The 16,746-nt window shown below is 65.5% G+C and carries 17 protein-coding genes, 1 tRNA gene and 1 pseudogene; 12 read left to right on the forward strand and 7 right to left on the reverse strand.

The window, feature by feature from the left end:
- Positions 1-125 precede the first annotated feature (125 nt).
- The 4 genes from H261_RS11480 (at position 126) to H261_RS11495 (ending at position 3,203) form a co-directional block, all read left to right on the forward strand.
- Complete coding sequence (locus H261_RS11480) at positions 126-779, forward strand: HAD family hydrolase (protein WP_008617629.1); 654 nt, start codon at positions 126-128, stop codon at positions 777-779.
- A gap of 103 nt (positions 780-882) precedes the next feature.
- Positions 883-1,137: an RNA chaperone Hfq gene (hfq, locus tag H261_RS11485; protein WP_008617630.1), complete on the forward strand. Its 255-nt coding sequence runs from the start codon at positions 883-885 to the stop codon at positions 1,135-1,137.
- Positions 1,138-2,445, forward strand: coding sequence for a GTPase HflX (gene hflX, locus H261_RS11490; RefSeq protein ID WP_008617631.1), 1,308 nt, complete (start codon positions 1,138-1,140; stop codon positions 2,443-2,445).
- Complete coding sequence (locus H261_RS11495) at positions 2,445-3,203, forward strand: inositol monophosphatase family protein (RefSeq protein ID WP_008617632.1); 759 nt, start codon at positions 2,445-2,447, stop codon at positions 3,201-3,203. The genes hflX and H261_RS11495 overlap by 1 nt, the downstream gene beginning before the upstream one ends.
- A 44-nt stretch (positions 3,204-3,247) precedes the next feature.
- On the opposite strand, the gene H261_RS23875 is transcribed toward H261_RS11495, so the two are convergent.
- The 4 genes and pseudogenes from H261_RS23875 to H261_RS26510 form a co-directional block, all read right to left on the reverse strand.
- Entirely contained in the window at positions 3,248-3,577 is a 330-nt protein-coding gene (locus H261_RS23875; protein WP_008617633.1) for a type II toxin-antitoxin system RelE/ParE family toxin, read from the reverse strand.
- A complete protein-coding gene (locus tag H261_RS11500) occupies positions 3,574-3,804 on the reverse strand; it encodes a ribbon-helix-helix domain-containing protein (RefSeq protein ID WP_008617635.1) in 231 nt (76 codons plus the stop codon). Before H261_RS11500 ends, H261_RS23875 begins: the two co-directional genes overlap by 4 nt.
- A 70-nt stretch (positions 3,805-3,874) precedes the next feature.
- Positions 3,875-4,525 carry a M20/M25/M40 family metallo-hydrolase gene (locus H261_RS26505; protein WP_268743956.1) on the reverse strand — a complete coding sequence of 217 codons (651 nt, stop codon included), beginning with the start codon at positions 4,523-4,525 and terminating at the stop codon, positions 3,875-3,877.
- Positions 4,526-4,631: 106 nt separating this feature from the next.
- A pseudogene (locus H261_RS26510) lies at positions 4,632-5,102 on the reverse strand (M20/M25/M40 family metallo-hydrolase); the annotation flags it as partial.
- Between the two features lie 154 nt (positions 5,103-5,256).
- Here H261_RS26510 and H261_RS11510 point away from each other — a divergent pair.
- From H261_RS11510 to H261_RS11520, 3 genes are read left to right on the forward strand one after another with little or no spacing between them, the layout of a single operon-like run.
- Entirely contained in the window at positions 5,257-6,996 is a 1,740-nt protein-coding gene (locus H261_RS11510; RefSeq protein WP_081608910.1) for a peptidase domain-containing ABC transporter, read from the forward strand.
- Complete coding sequence (locus tag H261_RS11515) at positions 6,993-9,170, forward strand: peptidase domain-containing ABC transporter (RefSeq protein WP_008617637.1); 2,178 nt, start codon at positions 6,993-6,995, stop codon at positions 9,168-9,170. The genes H261_RS11510 and H261_RS11515 overlap by 4 nt, the downstream gene beginning before the upstream one ends.
- A gap of 1 nt (position 9,171) precedes the next feature.
- A complete protein-coding gene (locus tag H261_RS11520; protein WP_008617638.1) occupies positions 9,172-10,578 on the forward strand; it encodes an HlyD family type I secretion periplasmic adaptor subunit in 1,407 nt (468 codons plus the stop codon).
- Positions 10,579-10,696: 118 nt separating this feature from the next.
- Here the strand turns inward: H261_RS11520 and ssb are convergent, their stop codons facing one another.
- Both ssb and H261_RS11530 read right to left on the reverse strand, forming a co-directional pair.
- On the reverse strand, positions 10,697-11,197 hold the full coding sequence (gene ssb / locus H261_RS11525; protein ID WP_008617639.1) for a single-stranded DNA-binding protein: 501 nt from the start codon (positions 11,195-11,197) through the stop codon (positions 10,697-10,699).
- A gap of 68 nt (positions 11,198-11,265) precedes the next feature.
- On the reverse strand, positions 11,266-11,676 hold the full coding sequence (locus H261_RS11530) for a hypothetical protein (RefSeq protein WP_008617640.1): 411 nt from the start codon (positions 11,674-11,676) through the stop codon (positions 11,266-11,268).
- Between the two features lie 173 nt (positions 11,677-11,849).
- Here H261_RS11530 and gyrA point away from each other — a divergent pair, with 173 nt between their 5' ends.
- The 5 genes from gyrA (at position 11,850) to H261_RS11555 (ending at position 16,201) form a co-directional block, all read left to right on the forward strand.
- Entirely contained in the window at positions 11,850-14,528 is a 2,679-nt protein-coding gene (gene gyrA, locus H261_RS11535) for a DNA gyrase subunit A (protein WP_008617641.1), read from the forward strand.
- Positions 14,521-15,027: a pantetheine-phosphate adenylyltransferase gene (gene coaD, locus H261_RS11540; RefSeq protein ID WP_008617651.1), complete on the forward strand. Its 507-nt coding sequence runs from the start codon at positions 14,521-14,523 to the stop codon at positions 15,025-15,027. The genes gyrA and coaD overlap by 8 nt, the downstream gene beginning before the upstream one ends.
- A gap of 11 nt (positions 15,028-15,038) precedes the next feature.
- Positions 15,039-15,515 carry a peptidylprolyl isomerase gene (locus tag H261_RS11545; protein ID WP_008617652.1) on the forward strand — a complete coding sequence of 159 codons (477 nt, stop codon included), beginning with the start codon at positions 15,039-15,041 and terminating at the stop codon, positions 15,513-15,515.
- 4 nt (positions 15,516-15,519) lie between these two features.
- Positions 15,520-16,065 carry a peptidylprolyl isomerase gene (locus H261_RS11550; protein ID WP_008617661.1) on the forward strand — a complete coding sequence of 182 codons (546 nt, stop codon included), beginning with the start codon at positions 15,520-15,522 and terminating at the stop codon, positions 16,063-16,065.
- Between the two features lie 60 nt (positions 16,066-16,125).
- Positions 16,126-16,201 (forward strand) — tRNA-Lys (locus tag H261_RS11555).
- 40 nt (positions 16,202-16,241) lie between these two features.
- Here the strand turns inward: H261_RS11555 and H261_RS11560 are convergent.
- Positions 16,242-16,652 (reverse strand): hypothetical protein, encoded by a 411-nt coding sequence (locus tag H261_RS11560; protein ID WP_008617662.1) that lies wholly within the window; start codon positions 16,650-16,652, stop codon positions 16,242-16,244.
- Positions 16,653-16,746 lie beyond the last annotated feature (94 nt).

The raw sequence follows: 16,746 nt of genomic DNA on the forward strand, positions 1-16,746 counted from the left end.
ATGAACACAGATAAGCACAGATATATTCATACTGCGTTCCATGCCCTGGTTATGCCTGGGAGGCTGAACTTTCTTATCTGTGTTCATCCGTGTTCATCCGTGGCCCAATCTCAATCGGTGCCACCATGACAGCCCTTATCCGCCCCCGCGCCATCATCTTCGATTGGGACAACACCCTGGTGGAGTCCTGGGTGTGCATCCGCGAATCCTACAACATGACCTTCCGCCATTTCGGCATGGCGGAATGGAGCCTGGCGGAGACCCGCGAACGGGTGGCGGCCTCCATGCGCGATTCCTTTCCCGCCATGTTCGGCGAACGCTGGCCCGAGGCCCGCGACGTCTTCACCCGCAGCTTCGAGGCCATTCATCTGGACTACCTCAACCCGCTGCCGGGGGCGGGCGAGATGCTGGACGCGCTGAAGGGCGAGGGGGTCTTGCTGGCGGTGGTCAGCAACAAGCGCGGCGGTTTCCTGCGCAAGGAGGCCGAGATCATGGGCTGGGCCGGGCATTTCGTCCGTCTGGTGGGGGCCGACGACGCCGAGGCCGACAAGCCGGCCGCCGCACCGGTCCACCTCGCCTTGGCGGGCACCGGCATCGCCGCCGGGCGCGACGTGTGGTTCGTGGGCGATTCGCCCATCGACACCCATTGCGCCGTCAATTCGGGTTGCACCCCCATCCTCATGCGCCCCGAATCCCCTGCCAAAGGTGAGTTCGCCCATCCGCCGGCCCGGTTTCTTCCGGCCTGCATGGACCTCGTCCATCTTGTCCGAGAACTATAGGTTCCCATCTGTCGGAAATGGTGGTAACGACAGGGGCTCAACGGGGTAGGTGCCTAACCGCACTCCAATAATCAAAATCGGCCAATAAGAACGGATTCCAATCATGTCCGCCGAAAAATCCCAGAATGTGCAGGATGTGTTCCTCAACTACATCCGCAAGAACAAGACTCCCGTCACCATCTTCCTGGTCAACGGGGTCAAGCTCCAGGGCATCGTCACCTGGTTCGACAACTTTTCGGTGTTGCTGCGCCGTGATGGGCATACCCAGCTGGTGTACAAGCACGCCATCTCGACGGTGATGCCGTCTACCCCCATCTCTCTGTTCGAGCCTCCGATCAAGGAAAACGGCGAAGAATAGGTGGGAGAGTCCGGTTCCACAAAAACGGCGCCCAGCCGCGCCCTGGTTGTCCACCCCGCCTTCAAGGGGGGGGAGGGCAGCCGTCTGCCTGAAGCCCGCCTTGCCGAGGCCGTAGGGCTGGCCGGGGCCATCGACCTGGATATCGTCGCCGCCGAGGCGGTGAACGTCGCCAAGGTGCGCCCCGCCACCCTGATGGGTAAGGGGGCGGTGGAGCGTCTGGCCGAACTGGTGGAAGAGCGCGAGATCGCCCTGGCGGTGGTCGACGGCCACCTGTCGCCGGTGCAGCAGCGCAACCTGGAAAAGGCCTGGGGCTGCAAGGTCATCGACCGCACCGGCCTGATTCTCGAGATTTTCGGCGCCCGGGCGCGGACCCGCGAGGGCACGCTGCAGGTGGAACTGGCGGCGCTCAGCTACCAGCGTTCGCGGCTGGTGCGCTCGTGGACCCATCTGGAGCGCCAGCGGGGCGGCTTCGGCTTCCTGGGCGGCCCCGGCGAGACCCAGATCGAGGCCGACCGCCGCATGATCGGCGACCGCATCATCAAGCTGGAGCGCGAGTTGGACGACGTCAAGCGGACCCGCGACCTGCACCGCAAGGCGCGGCGCAAGGTGCCGTACCCCATCGTCGCCCTGGTGGGCTACACCAATGCCGGCAAGTCGACGCTGTTCAACCAGCTGACCCGGGCCGAGGTGATGGCCAAGGATATGCTGTTCGCCACGCTGGACCCCACCATGCGCACCCTGGTGCTGCCGTCGGGGCGCAAGATCATCCTGTCGGACACCGTGGGCTTTATCTCCGACCTGCCGCACGAACTGGTCGCCGCCTTCCGCGCCACCCTGGAAGAGGTGCTGGAGGCCGACGTGGTGGTGCATGTGCGCGACGTCTCCCATCCCGACACCGAGGCCCAGGCCGCCGATGTGGACACCGTGCTGCGGGAGCTCGGGCTGGCCGAGGTGGTGGACCGCGGACTGGTCGAGGCCTTGAACAAGATCGATTTGCTGGACGGGCATGGCCGGATGGAAGTGCTCAACCAGGCAAAGCGGCGCGATGGCGCCATGGCCCTGTCGGCGGTGACCGGCGAGGGAGTGGACGAGTTGCTGGCCGAGCTGGACCGCCGGCTGGGCGCGGCGCGCGAGACCATCGACGTGGCGTTGCCGCTTTCCGACGGCGCCTCCATCGCCTGGCTGTACAGCCACGGCGAGGTGGTGGCGCGGCGCGACGACGAGGCGCAGGCCTTCATGCGGGTCAAGCTCGATCCCGCCGACGTCAAACGTTTTCAGCAGCGCAAGGCCGGGGGCAGGGGGCACTGATGGACTTCGAGACGGTGGCCTCTATCATCCGCGAGGCGGCGGCCGAGGAGATCCTGCCCCGCTTCCAGCATCTGACCGCCGGCCAGATCCGCGAGAAGCGGCCGGGCGAACTGGTCACCGAGGCCGATACGGAAGCCGAACGGGTGATGACCGGGCGGCTGCGCCACCTGCTGCCCGGTTCCGCCGTGGTGGGCGAGGAGGCGGTGGCCGCCGACCCCGCCTTGCTCCGGGTCCTGGAGGGCGAGGGGGCCGTCTGGATCATCGATCCGGTGGACGGCACCGCCAATTTCGCCAAGGGCAATCCCCGCTTCGCCGTGATCGTCGCCCTGGTGCGCGATGGCGTGACGGTGGCGGGATGGATTTTCGATCCCCTGGGCGGGCGGATGGTCACCGCCGAACTGGGGGGCGGCGCCTGGGCCGATGGCGAGCGCCTCTCCGTCCTGCCCGCCGCGCCGCTGATCGAACTGACCGGCTCGGTCAAGCGCTCGGGCCGCCTGTCGGCCCTGGTGGCCCGAACGGGCCGTAAGGGCAGCGCCGCCCACGATTATATCGATCTGGTAACGGGGCGGCTGCACTTCGCCCATTACAATCGCCTGATGCCCTGGGACCATGCGGCCGGCGTGCTGATCCACGCCGAAGCGGGCGGCCATGCCGCCCTGACCGACGGGCGCTCCTACCGTCCGCGGGCGGAAGAGGGGGGATTGCTGCTGGCACCCTCGCCGGAAAGCTGGAAGTCTCTTCAGGCGGTGATCGAGTAGCTCCCCTGACGTGCCCTCTGATAGGCGGCCAAGCGGCCGGACGCTCAGGAGATGTCTGGCCCCCGTATCCAGGTCGGAATGTCGCGTTCGGCATGAAGAACGCGCCAGACGTCGATATGGTTCGTATTTTCGACATAGAAGACGAGATACGGATACCGCTTCAATGGCCAAGACTTGAGTCCGGGGAGATCCAGGTCATGGGCATGGCGACTCGATCCGCTGGCCGGGTGGCGGGCAATGTGCCGATAGGCTTGTTCCAATGAATCGATGAATCCGAGTGCGACCGTTTCACTGGCCTCGCCAAGATAATGCTCGATGGCCTCTTCGATGTCTCGGTTGGCTTGCCGGCGCGGAAGAACCGTTTTGACGGTCACGTCTTCTCGCGGCCACGCACCCGCTTGCGCAGATCGTTGAAATAGGCTTCATCCGCCTCCGGGGCCTGTGCCGATTCCGCCCCCAGGAGCATCAGCGCGCGCAGATGCTGGCGATCGAGATCCTTGCGAATCAGCTCGCGCACATATTCGCTGCTGGTTCCAAAACCCCGCGAGGAGACCTGCTCGTCGACGAAGGATTTCAGCGCATCCGGAAGGGAGATATTCATCGTACCCATGCCGATAAAATAGGAAATTTGCCAAAATTTGGCAAGGTCGCCTTTTCGGCAGGTCCGCGTCTCAGCACATATGGGCCAGCAGGCGGTGGAGGAAGTCCTCGCACTTGGCCACCTGCTCGAGGGTGATGAACTCATCGGGCCGGTGGGCCTGGGCGATGCTGCCGGGACCGCAGACCACCGCCGGGATGCCGGCCTGCTGGAACAGGCCGGCCTCGGTGGTGAAGGCCACCTTGCTGGTCTGGTTGGCTCCCGACAGGGCGCAGACCAGCCGCACCGCCGCATCCATCTCGTCCATCCGCAAGCCCGGCGTCGAGTTGTGCTCGTCCAGCGTGATGCCGCTGGCCTCGCTGACCGCCAACATCTCGGGCACCAGGTCCTGGGCCCAGCCCCGCACCTCGGCCATCAGATCCTCGGGATCGTGGTCGGGGAGGTTGCGGATCTCGAATTCGAAGGAACAGGATTTTGGCACGATGTTGAGCGCCGTGCCGCCCTGCATGGTGCCGGTGTGCACCGTGGTGTAGGGCGGCTGATAGCCGGGATCGAAGGGGCCGGTTTCCCGGATGCGGCGCTGCATGGCGCGCAGTCGGGTGACCATTTCGGCGGCGATCTCCACGGCGTTGACGCCCTGGTGGTTCAGGGCCGAGTGGCATTCGTGCCCCTCCACATGGCAGCGCACGCTTTTCTTGCCCTTGTGGCCGATCACCGCCTTCATGTCGGTGGGCTCTCCGACGATGCACAGGCGGGGGGGGGGCGGCCAGATGAGCCAGATCGTCGATCAGCCGGCGGACCCCGACGCAGCCCACCTCCTCGTCGTAGGAGAAGGCGAAATGAATGGGCATCTTCAACGGCGCGGCGGCGAATTCCGGGGCCAGCGCCAGACAGACGGCGATGAAGCTCTTCATGTCGGCGGTGCCGCGTCCGAACAGCTTGCCCTCGGCCCGGGTCAGACGGAACGGATCGGTCGACCAGTCCTGGCCGTCCACCGGGACCACGTCGGTATGGCCGGACAGGACAATGCCGGGAATATCACTGGGACCAATTGTAGCAAAGATATTCGCCTTGTTTCGGGTTTCATCCCAAGTCCTGCGTACAGAAGCTCCAAGACCAGAAAACAAATTATCTGCCAGGTCGATTAACTGTAAATTAGCCTTGTAACTTGTAGTGTCGATCGCGATTAATCTCTCGATCGTTTCGATGCTGGCCGGCAGAGGCGTTTCGGTATGGTGGCTCAAGGACCCGTTCTCGCTGCAAGGGGCATTGCGTGCTGTTCCCATCATAGAGCGGGGCATGGTCCGAAGACCAGTGTCCTGCGCCGGCTTATAACCAATATCCGGTGGTTATTACGGAGGCGGGGCGCTATTCTCCCGCTTGCCGACGGGGCCGGGGGGCGGTTGGTTTTGTTGGTGGGAGGGAGCGCGAGCTTGCAGCCCGTGGTGTCTGCGCATGAGTGACCCCGTGGCCGGGCAGCCGGACGGCGCAGACGCGCCCCCGTTCAGCATTGCCTCGCTCTCCACACTGAAGAGCAATCTGTTCGACCTCGCCATGGCGTCGTTGTTCCTCAACATCCTCGGCTTGGCGCTGCCCATGGCGCTGCTGCAGGTCTACGACCGCATTCTGCCCAACAAGTCGGTGGGCACCATGGTGTTCCTGATGGGCGCCGTGCTGGGCGCCCTGCTGCTGGAATCCACCCTGAATTTCTGCCGCTCGTGGATCACCGGCTGGGTGGGCGCCAAGTTCGAGCACAACGCCGGCTGCACCGCGCTCAGCCATCTGGTGATGGCCGGCGTGGACGAGTTCGAGAAGGAAGGCTCCGGCGCCCATCTCGAGCGCATGAACTCCCTGGCCACGGTGCGCGAGTTCTATGCCGGGCAGGCCATGCTGACCCTGCTCGACCTTCCCTTCGCCATCCTCTATCTCAGCCTGGTCGCCATGATGGGCGGCTGGCTGGTGCTGGTGCCCGTTACCCTGCTGGTGCTGTTCTGCCTGACCGCCGTCATCCTGGGCGGCAAACTGCGCGGCGCGCTGCAAAAGCGCATGACCGCCGACGACCGGCGCTTCAACTTCATCATCGAGGTGCTGGGCGGCATCCACAGCGTCAAGGCCTTCGCCATGGAGGCGCAGATGGTGCGCCGCTACGAGCGCCTGCAGGAGACCTGCGCCGAGGGCGCCTATCAGGTGGCGCTCAACTCCTCCACCGCCATGGGGGTGTCGTCGTTCTTCTCCCAGGCCACCACCATCTGCGTCGCCATGTTCGGCGCCCTGGTGGTGTTGAACGGCGAGATGACCACCGGCGGCCTGGCGGCGTGCTCCATGCTGGCCGGCCGCGCCATGGCCCCCATCCAGAAGGCGCTGGGGGTGTGGACCCGCTTCCAGTCGTTCATGCTGGCCCGCCACCGCCTGACCGAGCTGTTCAAGCTGAGGCCGGAATCCAAGAAGGGCCTGCCCAAGCTGACCACTCCCAAGGGGGCGCTGGAAATGCGCGATTGCAGCTTCCGCTACGGCGAGAAGCTGCCCATCATCATCCGCGACACCTCCATCAACATCCGCGAGGGCGAGTGCATCGCCATCTCGGGCGGCAACGGCAGCGGCAAGACCACCCTGCTGACCCTGATGCAGGGCGCCATCAAGCCGACCCAGGGGGAAGTGCTGGTGGACGGCCAGCCCATCACCATGTACGAGCCGCAGAGCGTGCGCGACCACATCGCCTTCCTGCCGCAGATGGGCGTGCTGTTCCAGGGCACGATCCTTCAGAACATCACCATGTTCCGCAAGGAATTCGACGACGTGGCGGTGGAAACCGCTGCCCTGCTCGGCCTGGACGAGGTGGTGGCGACCATGGCTCTCGGCTACGACACGGCGGTGGGCGACGGCGCCTATGATTCCCTGCCGCGCGGCATCAAGCAGCGCATCGCCATCGCGCGGGCCCTGGTCAACAATCCGCGCATCGTGCTGTTCGACGAGGCCAACACGGCGGTGGACACCACCGGCGATAACTTCCTGCGCGTCTGGCTGGAACGCGCCAAGGGCAAGCGGACCCTGGTCCTGGTCACCCCGCGCCCCTCGCTGGTCAAGCTGGCCGACCGGGTGTTCGACCTGAAGGACGGGACGCTGCTCGCCAAGGCCCCGCGCGAGGAGCGTCCGGCCGCCCCCGCCGGCCTGCTGCCCCAGGGGGGACCGGCATGACCGCCGCCGCCACAAGCCTGTCCTCGTCGCGCAAGCCCAACCAGCAGGCCATCGAGCAGTACGAGCAGCATCTGGCCCAGAACGCCCTGGGCGGCTTTTCCGCCGCCTCGGACCTGGCCGCCTGCCTGTTGCCGCTGCTCAAATCCCTGGGCTGGAAGGGCGATCCGCGCCACGTGGCGGAATCCCTGCCGCATTTCGCCAACGACCTGGACCTCACCGGCCTGCGCAACGTCATGGCGACGCTGAACTATTCCAGCCGCCCCGAACGTCTCGACCTGGAAATCATCGATTCTCGCCTGCTGCCCTGCCTGTTCCTGCCCGACGAGAGCCACGCCCTGGTGGTCAAGAAGATCTCCGACGACGGCGAGGCCGAGGCCTTCGACAGCGCCCAGGGCATCACCGTCAAATTGGACACCCAGGGCATCAAGGGCACGGCGTATTTCTTCACCAATCTGGGCGGCGATGCCGGCGCCGCCAAGCCGGCCAGCTGGTTCCGCAGCGTGCTGGAGCGTTTCCGCCCCCTGTACTGGCAGGCCTTCTTCGTCACCTTCGTGCTCAACGTCTTCTCGCTGGGCACGCCGCTGTTCGTGATGAGCGTCTACGACAAGGTGATCGGCGCCGAATCCTATTCCATGCTGGTGTCGCTCTCCATCGGGGTGACCATGGCGCTGGCCGCCGACGCTATGCTGCGCGAGGTTCGGGCCCGCATCCTGGCCTTCGTCGGGGCCCGGCTCGACAACATCATGGGCAACAACATCTTCCAGCACATCCTGGCCCTGCCGCCGGGCTTCACCGAGCGCGCCACCATCGGCGCCCAGGTGGCCCGCATCAAGGACTTCGAGTCGGTGCGCGAGTTCTTCACCGGGCCGCTGGCCACGGTGTTCATGGAACTGCCCTTCGCCATCTTCTATTTCACCGTCATCGCCCTGCTGGGCGGCGTGATCGCCCTGGTGCCGGTGGTCGGCACCTTCCTGTTCCTGATCGGCGGCTGGGCGGTGATGCCCATCGTGCGCAAGAATGTCGGCATCGCATCGCGCGCCGGCTCGCGCCGGCAGGAATTCCTGGTCGAGGCCCTGGGCAAGATGCGCGCCGTCAAGCTGGCCGGCGCCGAGCATACCTGGGTCAAGCGCTACCGCGAGATGTCGGCCCGCGCCGCCATGGGCGGTTTCAAGAACGGCATGTTCGCCGTCGCCATTGGCACCGGGTCCAACATCCTGATCATCTCGTCGGGCCTCGCCACCATCATGGTCGGCGTGCTGGGCGTCATCGACGGCATATTGTCCATCGGCGGCCTGATCGCCGCCATGATGCTGGTGTGGCGGGTGCTGTCGCCGCTGCAGACCGGCTTCACCATGCTGCAGCGGGTGGAGCAGGTGAGGGGCTCGATCCGCCAGATCGACGGCCTGATGGCCATCAAGCCCGAACGCGATCCCAAGGCCATCGTGGCGCCGCTCAAGAACATCAAGGGCCGCGTGGTGTTCTCCCGGGTTTCATTGCGATATAGCAACGAGTCCGATCCCGCCCTGGTCGGCGTGTCGTTCGAGGTGGAGCCGGGCGAGGTGGTGTGCGTGACGGGCCGCAACGGCTCGGGCAAATCGACCATCCTCAAGGTGCTGCTGGGCCTCTACACCCCCCAGGCCGGCGCGGTGAAGATCGACGCCACCGATATCCGCCAGATCGATCCCATCGAGATGCGGCACATGATTTCCTACACGCCGCAGACCTGCAACCTGTTCTTCGGGACGGTGGCCCAGAACCTCCGCCTGGCGCATCCCACCGCCACCGACGCCGATATCCGCTGGGCCTGCGATCAGGCCGACGTCTGGGAAGAGATCATGAGCCTGCCGCGTGGCCTCGAAACCCGCGTCGGCGAAGGGGCGGCGGAACACCTGCCCACCAGTTTCATCCAGAAGCTGTCGCTGGCCCGCGGCTATCTCAAGCGCAGCCCGATCATGCTGTTCGACGAGCCGGTCAATGGCCTGGACTTCGAAGGCGACCGCACCTTCATGCAGTCCATCGAGAATTTCCGCGGACAATCCACCATATTCATGGTCACCCATCGTCCCAGCCATCTGCGGGTCGCCGACCGCATCCTGGTGTTCGATGGCGGCTATCTGCGTCTCGCCGGTCCGGCCGAAGAGGTCCGGGCCCGCATACCGCCGGATCTGATCTGACATGAGCACGAATTCAAATCCTGGCCAGAGCCTCGTCAACGTCCCCCAGCCCGACAAGGTGCCGCAGGCGGCCGCCCCCGGAAAGTCGGTGGTCAAGCTGTCGAACCGGCAGTCGCGCCACCTCGCCCAGGCCCTGGTGCTGGAGGAATCGGGAACGTCCGGCCTGATCCGCTTCACCATGCTGCTGGCCAGCAGCACCACGGCGGCCTTCGTCATCTGGGCGGCGCTGACCGACATCCCGGAAATCGCCACGTCCGAGGGGCAGATCATCCCCTCGGGGCAGGTCCAGGCGGTACAGCACCTGGAAGGTGGCATCGTCCAGGATATCCTGGCCCGCGACGGCGATCTGGTGGAGGCGGGGGCTCCGATCATCCGTCTCAACCCGGCCCAGGCCATTTCCGATCTGGAGCAGACCAGGGCGCGCGAGGCCACCCTGCTGATCAAGGCCGAACGCCTGCGTGCCCTGGCCGAGGAGCGCCAGCCCGATTTCTCCCACATGCCCCAGGGCTACGACCGGCTGATCTCCGACAATCTGGCCATCTTCAACAGCCAGTCCCAGGCCCGCGACACCTCGCGCTCGGTGATCCTGTCGCAGATGGAGCAGAAGCGCTCCGACCTGCGCCTGCTGGAAGCCCAGGAAAGATCCCTGCGTGAGCAGTTGGTGCCGCTGCAGGAAGAAATGAACATGCGCCAGGAACTGGTGGCCAAGGGCCTGGTGTCGCGGGTGGTCTATCTCGACACCAAGCGCGAACTGTCGCGGGTCCAGGGCGAACTGGCCCGCCTGATCGGCCAGGAGGTGACGGCGCGCGAGGCCCTGTCCGAGGTGGAGAACCGCCTGATGGACAACAAATCCTCGCTGCAGAAGGTCACCATGGACGACCTGGGGACCACCGTCAACGAACTGGCCCAGGTGCAGGAAAGCATCGGCCGCCTGGAGGATAGGGTGACCCGGCTCGAGGTGATCGCTCCGGTGCGCGGGCTGGTCAAGGGGCTGGCCGTCAAGAACCGCGGCGCGGTCATCCAGGCCGGCGGCAATGTCTGCGAGGTGGTGCCGGTCGAAACCGAGATGAAGGTGGACGCCAAGATCACCACCAAGGATGTCGGCCATCTGAAGATCGGGCAGCCGGTCCGGGTCAAGGTCACCACCTACGACTTCGCCCGTTACGGCGCGGTCGAGGGCACCCTGACCAAGATCTCGGCGTCGAGCTTCGCCGACGAGAAGGGTAACCCGTTCTTCAAGGGGGTGATCGACCTGAAGCACAATTACGTCGGCGCCATGCCGGGACGCTACGTCATCCAGCCCGGCATGTCGGTGACGGCGGAAATCATCACCGGTGACAAGACCCTGCTGCAATACCTGCTGAAGCCCATCTTCACCCAGATCCAGCAATCGTTCCACGAGCGCTGATGCGGCCGGGACGGCCCGCTCCAAGGAAGATACCCTTCGGAGCGCGGGCATCCTGCCCGCCCAACGAAAAACGGCACCGCTGGTGGGCGGTGCCGTTTCCATTTGAACGATTCGGGTCTCAGAAGGGGATTTCGTCGTCCAGGTCGGCCGGGGGTTCCCAGGACTGGCCGCCGCCGCCGCCGCCCTGGCGCGAGCCGCCGCCGCCGCCCTGACGCGGGCCGCCGTCGTCATAGCCGCCACCGCCGCCGCCGCCACCACCACCGCCGTCACGGCCGCCCAGCAGGGTCAGTTCGCCCTTGAAGCGGCCGATGACGATTTCGGTGGTGTACTTCTCCTGGCCGGACTGGTCGGTCCACTTGCGGGTCTGCAGGGCGCCCTCGATATAGACGCTGGAGCCCTTCTTCAGGTAGCGCTCGGCCACGTCGGCGAGGTTGGGATTAAAGATCACCACCCGGTGCCACTCGGTCTTTTCCTTGCGCTCGCCGGTGCCGCGATCCTTCCAGGTCTCGGAGGTGGCGATGTTCAGGTTGACGATCTTCGAGCCGTCCTGCGAGGTCCGGACCTCGGGGTCGCGGCCCAGATTGCCGACGAGAATGACCTTGTTGACGCTGCCAGCCATGGCGTTCGTGGCTCCCTTAGGAAAAAGTTGGCGCGGATCATATTGCATGGAGCCGGTGCGAGAAAGGGCTAATGCTTGGCCTTGCTCGGCGGGGCGGGCAGCAGGCGGCCCAGCATGGAGGTCAGCGCCTTGGCATAGGCGGCGACGCCGCTGCGGTGCATGCGCAGACTCATTTCCGCTCCCTTGGCCAGCTTGAAGCCCAGCAGGATGTGCTCGTCGTCGGCCTCGGGCTGGATGGTCCAGCGTTCCACCGACTGGGCGGGCAGGGAGGAGGAGGCGCCATCCACCGGTTGGGGGGCTTCCTCGGCGGGAACCCGTCCGGCCTGTTCCAGCCAGGCCGACAGCAGGGCCAGCTGATCCAGCGGCAGGATCACCACATGCTCCTCGCCCGATTCGTCGGCCAGCACCAAGCGGACCGCGTCGCCGGTGTCGGAGGCCCGGGCCGAAACCACCTGGGCCGCTGAGATTTCGTGCTTCATGCTCTCCATCCGAAGGCAAGCAGCGCCACCGGCCAGTATGCCAGAGCCCGGCCCGGACTTCACTTCAATACCCTCGGGTTGTCGGGACTCACGATATCTGGTAGCGTGCGCCCGCGTGGACCTGCGTCCACCCCAAATTCTGGTTCTCTTTTGAAACCGATGGGAATATTTCGTTGACCACGCCTCCTGCGTCGCCGCAATTCGACATTACCCCGGTCACCATCGAAGACGAGATGAAGCGCTCCTATCTCGATTACGCCATGAGCGTGATCGTGAGCCGCGCGCTTCCCGACGTCCGCGACGGGCTGAAGCCGGTCCACCGCCGCATCCTGTTCGCCATGCACGAGGCGGGGTACCACTTCAACAAGCCCTTCCGCAAATCGGCCCGCATCGTCGGCGACGTCATGGGTAAGTATCACCCCCATGGCGATTCGGCCATTTACGACGCCATGGTCCGCATGGCGCAGACCTTCTCCATGCGTCTGCCGCTGGTGGACGGGCAGGGCAATTTCGGTTCCATGGACGGCGACCCGCCGGCGGCCATGCGCTATACCGAGGCCCGCCTGGCCCGTTCGGCCCATTCCCTGCTCGAGGACATCGACAAGGAAACCGTCAATTTCCAGGCCAATTACGACGAATCCACCCATGAACCCATGGTGTTGCCGGCCCGCTATCCCAACCTGCTGGTCAACGGCGCCGGCGGTATCGCGGTGGGCATGGCCACCAACATCCCGCCCCACAATCTGGGCGAGGTGATCGACGCCTGCTGCGCCTATATCGACGACCCCGAGGTGACGGTCGAGCGGCTGATGGAACTGGTGCCCGGCCCCGACTTCCCGACGGGCGGCACCATTCTCGGCCGTTCGGGCATCCGCGCCGCCCAGCTCACGGGGCGCGGCTCGGTGGTGATGCGCGGCCGCGTCCATATCGAGGAAGTGCGCAAGGACCGCGAAGCCATCGTCGTCACCGAGATTCCCTATCAGGTGAACAAGGCCCGCATGCTCGAGCAGATCGCCGAGCTGGTGCGCGACAAGAAGCTCGAGGGTATCTCCGACCTGCGCGACGAATCCGACCGCGATGGCGTGCGGGTGGTGATCGAGATCAAGCGCGACGCCATCGCCGACGTGGTGCTGGCGCAGCTCTACCGCTTCACGCCGCTGCAGACCAGCTTCGGCGTCAACTCGCTGGCGCTGAACGGCGGCCGGCCCGAGATGATGACCCTGCGCGACATCATCGTCGCCTTCATTGCCTTCCGCGAGGAGGTGATCACCCGCCGCACCATCTTCGAGTTGGGCAAGGCCCGCGACCGCGCCCACGTCTTGGCCGGCCTGGCCATTGCCGTGGCCAATATCGACGAGGTCATCCGCCTGATCCGCGCCGCTCCCGATCCGGGCGAGGCGCGCGAGAAGCTGATGACGCGAGCCTGGCCGGTGGGCGACGTGGCGCCGCTGATCCAGCTGATCGACGAGCCCGGCCGCGCCATCGAGGACGGCTGCTACCGCCTGTCCGAGGTTCAGGCCAAGGCCATCCTGGATCTGCGCCTGCACCGCCTGACCGGGTTGGAGCGCGACAAGATCGGCGACGAGTTGCGCGAGATCGGTCATCAGATCGAGGCCTTCCTGCTGATCCTGTCGTCGCGTCCCCGCCTGTTCGAGGTGATGCGCGGCGAACTGATGGAAATCCGCGAGCAGTTCGCCACGGCCCGACGTACCACCATCGAGGAAAACGAGTTCGAGGCCGATATCGAGGACCTCATCGCCCGCGAGGACATGGTGGTGACGGTGACCAACACCGGCTACATCAAGCGGGTGCCGCTGTCGGCCTACCGCGCCCAGAAGCGCGGCGGCAAGGGCCGGTCCGGCATGAACATCAAGGACGAGGACTTCCTCTCCCAGGTCTTCGTGGTCAACACCCACACGCCGGTGCTGTTCTTCTCGTCCACCGGCATCGCCTACAAGCTGAAGGTCTACCGCCTGCCGCTGGGCAATCCCCAGGCGCGCGGCAAGGCCATGGTCAACCTGCTGCCGCTCGACGACGGCGAGACCATCTCGACCATCATGCCGCTGCCCGAGGACGAGGGCACCTGGGGTGATTTGCACGTGATGTTCGTCACCTCCAAGGGCGACGTGCGGCGCAATCCGCTGTCCGCCTTCACCGAGGTGCGGGCCAACGGCAAGATCGCCATGAAGCTGGGCGAGGGCGAGCGGCTGATCTCGGTGCAGACCTGCGCCGCCGAAAGCGACGACGTGCTGCTGGCCACCCATCTGGGCAAGGCCATCCGTTTCCCGGTGCAGGACGTGCGCGAGTTCAAGAGCCGTGATTCCACCGGCGTGCGCGGCATCCGGCTGGACGGGGACGACGAGGTCATCTCCATGTCGATCCTGCGCCATACCGACTACGATTCCGAGACCCGCGACGCCTTCCTCAAGGGCGATCTGCCGGCTGAACTGTCCGACAGGATGGCCGCGGAGCAGCAGTTCGTGCTCACCGTCACCGAAAACGGCTTCGGCAAGCGCACCTCGGCCTTCGAATACCGCATCACCGGGCGCGGCGGCTCCGGCATCGCCAATCTCGACATGACGGCCAAGACCGGCACCGTGGTGGCGTCGTTCCCCGTCAACCACGAGGATGACATCATGCTGGTCAGCGACGGCGGCAAGCTGATCCGCATGCCGGTGGACGACATCCGCATCGCCGGCCGCAAGACCCAGGGCGTGACCCTGTTGCGCACCGCCGAGAACGAGCGGGTGGTGTCGGCGGCCAGACTGTGCGATATCGGAAGCAATGGCGACGACGCCGAAGAGGGAGCCGGGGATGCAGCCGAGGATATGGCGGGAGGCGAGGATGCCTAAGCGCGTCGGTCTCTATCCCGGAACCTTCGATCCGATCACCAACGGCCACATGGATATCGTGGCCCGCGCCACCCGCATGGTCGATCACCTGATCGTCGCGGTGGCGGTCAACGCCGGCAAGGGGCCGCTGTTCACCCTGGCGGAACGGGTGGAGATGGCCGAGGCCGAAATGGCTGAGCTGTCCCAGGCGGTGGGGGTCAGCATCGAGGTGCGGCCCTTCGACACCCTGCTGGTGGATTTCACCGCCAAGTGCGGCGCCAACCTGATCGTGCGCGGCCTGCGCGCCGTCTCGGACTTCGAGTACGAATTCCAGATGGCCGGCATGAACGCCCGCCTGACGGCCGATATCGAGACCATCTTCCTGATGGCCTCGGAACGCTGCCAATTCATCTCGTCGCGCTTCGTCAAGGAGATCGGCCGCCTGGGCGGCGATATCTCCCAGTTCGTCAGCCCCCGCGTCAAGGCGCGGCTGGACGAAAAATTCGGATTCCCGGCTTAAGGAAGACCAAAGTGGACCTTGAGAACACCCTTTATCTCGACCTGAAGGACGGTCGCGTCGTCATCGAACTGCGCCCCGACCTCGCCCCCAACCATGTGGCCCGCATCAAGGAGCTGGTTCGCGCCAAGTTCTACGACGGCGTCAAGTTCCACCGGGTGATCGACGGCTTCATGGCCCAGACCGGCTGTCCGCAGGGCACCGGCACCGGCGGTTCCGGCACCAAGCTGAAGGCGGAATTCAACGACGGAAAGCATGTGCGCGGCACCTGCTCCATGGCCCGCGCCCAGTCGCCCGACAGCGCCGATTCCCAGTTCTTCATCTGCTTCGACACCCAGTCCTACCTGGACCGCCAGTACACCATCTGGGGCCAGGTGGTCGAGGGCATGGAGTTCGTGGACAAGATCAAGAAGGGTGCGCCGCGCTCCGGCGCGGTCACCGACCCCGATTGCATCGTCACCCTTCGCGTCGCCGCCGATTCCGAGGATTGAACCCATGCTGAAGCGTCTGCTTTTCGCCGCTGCCGCCCTGGTGCTGGCCGTGGCCCAGCCGGTCCTGGCCGCCGACCCCGAGAACACCCTGGTGCTGGAGGTTCCCACCGGCAAGGTGGTCATCGAACTGCGCCCCGACCTGGCTCCCAAGCATGTGGCCCGCATCAAGGAACTGGTCCGCAAGGGCTTCTATGACGGCACGGTGTTCCACCGCGTCATTCCCGGCTTCATGGCCCAGGGCGGTGATCCCACCGGCACCGGCACCGGCGGCTCGGGCGTCAAGCTGCGCGCCGAGTTCACCGGCGAGCCCTTCGTGCGCGGCGTGGTCGGCATGGCCCGTTCGGCCAGCCCCGACAGCGCCGATTCCCAGTTCTTCATCATGTTCGGCTCGGCCCCCAGCCTGGACGGCCGCTACACCGCCGTCGGCCGGGTGATCGAAGGCATGGAGAGCGTCGACCGCATCAAGGCCGGCGATCCGTCGGATAACGGCATGGTCTCCAAGCCCGACAAGCTGATCCGCATGCAGGTGCTGGCCGACGTCAAGAAATAGAGATTTTCCCAGCGTTGACGCGCGGCGCTCATCTGCCTATGGTGAGCGCCCTTCGTTTCGGGGTCCGTAGCTCAGTTGGTAGAGCAAGCGACTTTTAATCGAGAGGTCCCGGGTTCGAGTCCCGGCGGACCCACCAAGACCTCGAAAGCCCGCCGGCCTTCAGCCGGCGGGCTTTTCTACGTCTCGGGGCCGGTCGTCCAGTCGAAGCTCGCCGGCCCCAGATCGGGCGGGCCCTCGGCGGCGCTGTGGCCGAGGTTGCGCCGCTCGGCGCCGGTCCGGCGCTCGCCCATGGCGCGGCGGTCGGCGAAGGCGGTGTGGCGCTCCACGTCCGAACCGCAGACGGAGCAGGAGGTCAGCGACATCCGCTGTTCGTCCAGGGCGTCCCCCAGCCTTTGCGCCACATCCTCCAGCTCATGCTCGATATTGGATTCGGCGGTTTCCACCCGCTGGAGTTCGTTGAACAATTCGCGAATGGCCACCAGGGTGGCGCGGGCCTCCTGGTGCATGGAGGTCATCTCGTCGCGGAGAGCGTGCAACTCGGCCAGGATCATCCGGGCTTCGGCCGAGATGGGCTTGAGGTCGGTCACCTCGTCCTCCCGTGAATATTCACCTCAAGTGTACGCCGGTTCGGCGGCATCCGGCATTGTGGATAGTGCTTAGAAGCGAGGAGGGGAATTAACC

Origin of the sequence: Paramagnetospirillum caucaseum (genome assembly GCF_000342045.1) — a bacterium.
Lineage (GTDB): Bacteria > Pseudomonadota > Alphaproteobacteria > Rhodospirillales > Magnetospirillaceae > Phaeospirillum > Phaeospirillum caucaseum.

What these genes read in the sequence shown, in the direction of transcription:
- H261_RS11480 (WP_008617629.1), top strand. Translation starts at nt 126, where the DNA reads ATGACAGCCCTTATCCGCCCCCGCGCCATCATCTTCGATTGGGACAAC.
- hfq (WP_008617630.1), top strand. Translation starts at nt 883, where the DNA reads ATGTCCGCCGAAAAATCCCAGAATGTGCAGGATGTGTTCCTCAACTAC.
- H261_RS11495 (WP_008617632.1), top strand. Translation starts at nt 2,445, where the DNA reads ATGGACTTCGAGACGGTGGCCTCTATCATCCGCGAGGCGGCGGCCGAG.
- H261_RS11500 (WP_008617635.1), bottom strand. Translation starts at nt 3,804, where the DNA reads ATGAATATCTCCCTTCCGGATGCGCTGAAATCCTTCGTCGACGAGCAG.
- H261_RS26505 (WP_268743956.1), bottom strand. Translation starts at nt 4,525, where the DNA reads ATGAAGGCGGTGATCGGCCACAAGGGCAAGAAAAGCGTGCGCTGCCAT.
- H261_RS11510 (WP_081608910.1), top strand. Translation starts at nt 5,257, where the DNA reads ATGAGTGACCCCGTGGCCGGGCAGCCGGACGGCGCAGACGCGCCCCCG.
- H261_RS11515 (WP_008617637.1), top strand. Translation starts at nt 6,993, where the DNA reads ATGACCGCCGCCGCCACAAGCCTGTCCTCGTCGCGCAAGCCCAACCAG.
- H261_RS11520 (WP_008617638.1), top strand. Translation starts at nt 9,172, where the DNA reads ATGAGCACGAATTCAAATCCTGGCCAGAGCCTCGTCAACGTCCCCCAG.
- ssb (WP_008617639.1), bottom strand. Translation starts at nt 11,197, where the DNA reads ATGGCTGGCAGCGTCAACAAGGTCATTCTCGTCGGCAATCTGGGCCGC.
- H261_RS11530 (WP_008617640.1), bottom strand. Translation starts at nt 11,676, where the DNA reads ATGAAGCACGAAATCTCAGCGGCCCAGGTGGTTTCGGCCCGGGCCTCC.
- coaD (WP_008617651.1), top strand. Translation starts at nt 14,521, where the DNA reads ATGCCTAAGCGCGTCGGTCTCTATCCCGGAACCTTCGATCCGATCACC.
- H261_RS11550 (WP_008617661.1), top strand. Translation starts at nt 15,520, where the DNA reads ATGCTGAAGCGTCTGCTTTTCGCCGCTGCCGCCCTGGTGCTGGCCGTG.